The 4275-nt window shown below is 56.4% G+C and carries 4 protein-coding genes; 1 reads left to right on the top strand and 3 read right to left on the bottom strand.

The features are described from left to right. Positions 1–131 precede the first annotated feature (131 nt). On the top strand, positions 132–563 hold the full coding sequence (locus tag B2R17_RS09380; RefSeq protein WP_081610891.1) for an endonuclease domain-containing protein: 432 nt from the start codon (positions 132–134) through the stop codon (positions 561–563). A gap of 226 nt (positions 564–789) precedes the next feature. On the opposite strand, the gene B2R17_RS09375 is transcribed toward B2R17_RS09380, so the two are convergent. From B2R17_RS09375 to B2R17_RS09365, 3 genes are all read right to left on the bottom strand, one after another. Beyond that, positions 790–2733, bottom strand: a complete 1944-nt coding sequence (locus B2R17_RS09375) for a DEAD/DEAH box helicase (protein ID WP_286763787.1) — start codon at positions 2731–2733, stop codon at positions 790–792. Next, complete coding sequence (locus B2R17_RS09370; protein WP_339888808.1) at positions 2733–3326, bottom strand: hypothetical protein; 594 nt, start codon at positions 3324–3326, stop codon at positions 2733–2735. Before B2R17_RS09370 ends, B2R17_RS09375 begins: the two co-directional genes overlap by 1 nt. A gap of 304 nt (positions 3327–3630) precedes the next feature. Beyond that, positions 3631–4275: PDZ domain-containing protein (locus B2R17_RS09365; protein WP_286763785.1), on the bottom strand; the 645-nt coding region annotated here is incomplete at its 5' end.

Genomic DNA, 4275 nt, shown 5'->3' with positions numbered 1-4275 from the left:
ACTTCGTTTCGGGAGAGGTTCTCTAATGCAGAAACCCGCCAAAACGCAGCACTAGAAAACAGCACAGCCTCAACCGCGTTAGGGGGAGGTACGTTGGAACGCTCTCATTCCTTGCCCCAGCGAATCATTCCATGCCCCGCAGATCGCCGATCCGAGATGCCCGTGAGCTTCGCCGACAACAGACCGAGGCGGAGTCTCTCCTCTGGAGCGTTGTTCGTGGCCGACAGGTTTGCCATCTGAAATTTCGACGTCAGCATCCAGAACCACCGTTCATCCTAGACTTCGCATGTGTGTCTGCGATGCTGTGTGTTGAACTCGATGGTCCGTACCATGAGGGACAACTGAAAAAGGACAACGACCGCGAGGCGTTCTTAAGACGAAAGGGTTGGGACATCATTCGCTTCACAAACGAAGACGTGCTCGCGGATCCTGAATCCGTAGCGATTGCAATCGCTCACCATCTCAGCTTGCAATACGAGTACAAAAAGCGTTCTGGCGGATTGTCGAGTGTCACGGATCGACGCCGCCTCGACCGCGAAGAACAGCAGCGACCTCGCGAATGAACCTGCTCTACCTCGCCCGTTGGCAGAAATCGTCCAGTTTTTAAGTGCTGTGTTCGTGACGTCCTGCGCCCCCGTCCGAGCAGGAGGTCGTGCAGTTTTAAGTACTGTGCTTGCACTGCCTTAAGAACCCCGCCCGAGCAGCGGGAGGGGTCGGAAAACGAGCGTTCAGCGAGATTTCCGGGGGAGGGTATGAGCGGCAATCGCCACCTCTGACTCCAACCCGAACTCAAGCCACCTTTTTGCCGCCGGGGGCTCGCAAGTCGAACAGCCCAAAGATCTCGTCGCGTGACAGACCACCGGCTTGAGACAACGGCCCTGACTTTGCCGGTCCGTCGCCGGCCGCGTTCTTCGATGCGTCACGTTGATCAGCAAACAGCATGTCAAACATTTCGCGTTTTTGATCCAGCACCGCGGCGATGCGTTGCTCGATCGTGTTGACCGCCATCATTCGCGAAACGGTCACGCTGCCGGCCGCGCCGATTCGGTGAGCTCGGTTGATTGCTTGATCCTCGATCGCGGGATTCCACCATCGATCGAACAAGAACACGTACCGACAAAACTGCAAATTCAATCCGACGCTGCCGGCACCATAGCTCATCAAGATGATGTGACTGTTGGGATCGTTCTTGAATTGTTCGATCACGCCTTCGCGTTTCTTGTGCGGGATCTTGCCGTGGTATTCCAACGGACCGAACCGTTCCAGCGTCGGTCGCATCTTGTCGATCGTCTTCGTCCACTGACTGAACAGGATCGCCTTCTGACCGCTGGCCGCGACCTCTTCCATGTCGGCTTCGAGTCGCTGCAGTTTGGCGCTCGAATTGGTCACGGGATCGAAGTTGCAAATCTGTTTGAGTCGCAACACCAATTCAAACACGTGCTGGACCGTCAACGATTCCTCCAGCTCCTCCAGGTGAATCACGCCTTCCTTCTCAGCGGTCTCGTAGCGAGCCCACTGCTCGGGCGTCAGATCCACATCCGCATCGCGATACAGCTTGGGCGGCATGTCATCGAGCACCATGTCCTTGGTGCGTCGCAAGATGTAGTCTCCCGCCATGCCAGCCATCTGTGACATGGGCATCCCGGTTTGCAGATAACCGGGCGAGAGAAAATCGAAGATGCCGACCAAATCATCTGGTGAGTTTTCAACCGGCGTTCCGGTCAGAGCCCACGATCTGGTTCGTGGAATCGCACGAATGATCTCGCTGGTCGTGTTGTTGCTGTTCTTGATCCGTTGGGCTTCGTCGAGTGCCACCAAGTCAAAGTGCAGGCCGCCCTCGAGCACGATGTCTTTGTCACGCATCAACAATTCATAGTTGGCGATCTTCACCGGCACGTTGGGTTCACGCCACTGGAACTCTCGTTTGGCCGCGTTGCCTTCGATCGCCACAACGGGAATCTCTGGTGCCCAAACACTGAATTCGCGAAGCCAGTTGCTGACCAACGGCTTGGGGCAGACCAGTAGAACGCTGCGAAGTTCACCGCTGCACAAGAGCATCCGCATCGTGCTGATCGCCTGCATGGTTTTGCCCAGCCCCATCTCATCGGCCAACACGCATGCATAGCGAGGAAACAGGAATGCGATTCCATCGAGCTGATACGGAAACGGCTCGAACGGGAAGTTCAATTGCCCGCTGCCTACCAACAAATCCAGCGGCGGTTGCAACAAGTAGTACAACCGGTCTTGCAACTTCACGATGTCGTTTGGCGGCTTGATTCGCGAACGTTTGCCGATCGACTTGCGACGCTTCTTGGCTCCTTGTTTGGCCTCGGCTTCGTCTGATCCTTCGGGACCGATCGAACCGGCAACCGCATCGGTGGGTTTCTCGGTTGGCTTAGGAATCCAAGACGCTGATTCAGGGAACAGGAATCCCGTCGTCTTCGCGACAAGCGGCGGCAGCTTGATCGGCACCCGCATCGGTTGCAGCGTCGGCAGTTTCCACTCGCTCGTTTCCAATTCGAAAGCGGTCGCCGCGTCCCAACTGTTGATCTCATCGACCTCGCACATCATCGCGGGTCGTTGAGGCCAAGCCGCCGGTTGTGGTTGCGTCGGCAACACCACGTTCGACTGGGCCACATCGTCCGAAAGATGACTGGGAGTCGCGGACGAAGGCGTTGAACTCGATGGCGAGAGTGGATCAGCAGAAACCGGTGACGATTTTCGGAACCACACTACGCCGCCCTCGCGATTTGGGATTGAGCCTCTCGGATCGCCTCACGAATCCGTTCGAACGGTTCAATCACATCGGGGAAGTCACCCATCTGCTCAGCGACTTGTTCGGCCGCTTCCATTTGCTCCATCGCGACCAACACCGATGCGCCGCAAACCTTCAACGAACAATGCCCATCGGGTTCACGAGCAACGTAGGCTTTGCCATCGTTTTCTGGCGTGGCAACAAAACCAATCGTGCAACTGGCGTCCGACATTCGCAGCGACTCCGTTTGCTCGCACATCAACATCGAGATCGGCGTGCGACACTTTTTTAGAAGCGTGGGTCCGATGACGTCGCAAATCAAATGCTGACGCAGCGTGTTGCCAAACAAGATTTCGTGAGCCTTCGATGGACGCAGCGGCAACGTGCATTGGAATTCCAAGGGACGTCCGCCTCCGTTGAGAACGAGCAGTCCTCCGGTCCATCCGGTGCGTTCTTGTTGAACGATCGTGAAATAACCAAGCGTCGCAGGTGCCAATTTCGACTCCATCGTGGATTCGGTCAGATGAATGGTTGGATCAGTCGGAAAAGTTTCGCGGGCGAACGGACGCAATTGACATGCGGGTGTCAACTGCGTCCGCCCACTCGGCGAATGGACGATCGATCACGTCCCGGCTGGGTCGACGAACGAGCCCGATGCATCTGCGGGAGATGCATCCGACTCGTTCGTCCCAGGACGAATCGATCGGTGAATCTGAAAACCTATGAGTGACTTGGGTGACGAAGGCACGTTTTCGTGGGTTTGAAAACGTCGACGATTGACAGAGAACTCCTTGGCGAGTGCCACGGTTCTCGTAGGCAACCAGAACCGACAACCAAACTGCGTCGTCGTGTTGCCAATCGTTCCTTCTCACCTACTAGCGTCGCGTCAGTTGGTTTCCTTGAGAAGCTAATTGAAGATGGCCATACAGAGTCTGATCCTTCCGAACGAGGTAGAACTTGGCCTTGGAACCGCGTCGAATGTTGGGTTGATCGAGGATCTCGGCCAAGTCTTCCAGTCCAGCGGTTTGCCAAACGTGGATGCCCAGCAGAACATCGCCAGCCGTGATGCCTTGTTCGCTGGCCGCGGAACCGGCTCGAACATTGGTGACAATCAAACCACCGCGATAGTTAGTTCGCAGTCGCGAATTCATGCGACGAACAAACGACTCGCCCGCCGGTCGAACCGACACTCCCACGACTTGCCAGGCGAGTGCCGCAGCCGGGTCGCCGAACTCTTGCGATGACACCGCGGTTGCCAATTGTGTTTGGAAGAACTCGCCGTCGCGTTCAAATTCCACTTGCATTGGATCGCCTGGGCCGAGTTCCAACACGGACAATTCGTAGTTCAGTGGATCAGCAATGTTTTGTTGATTGATTCGCACCAAGCGATCGCCCGCCTGCAAACCAGCTTGATGAGCCGAACCGCCTTCGGACAACCGGGTGACTTGCACGCCACCACGCGAAACCGCGGCTCCGTCCATTCCAATCACCATGCGGCGATTGTTGTGGCGGTTGATCAT

This window comes from Rhodopirellula sp. UBA1907, from assembly GCF_002337565.1.
In the GTDB taxonomy this organism is placed as follows: Bacteria; Planctomycetota; Planctomycetia; order Pirellulales; family Pirellulaceae; genus Rhodopirellula; species Rhodopirellula europaea.
Note: the sequence above shows the minus strand (reverse complement) of the source record. Positions and strands in the feature narration are given on the sequence as shown.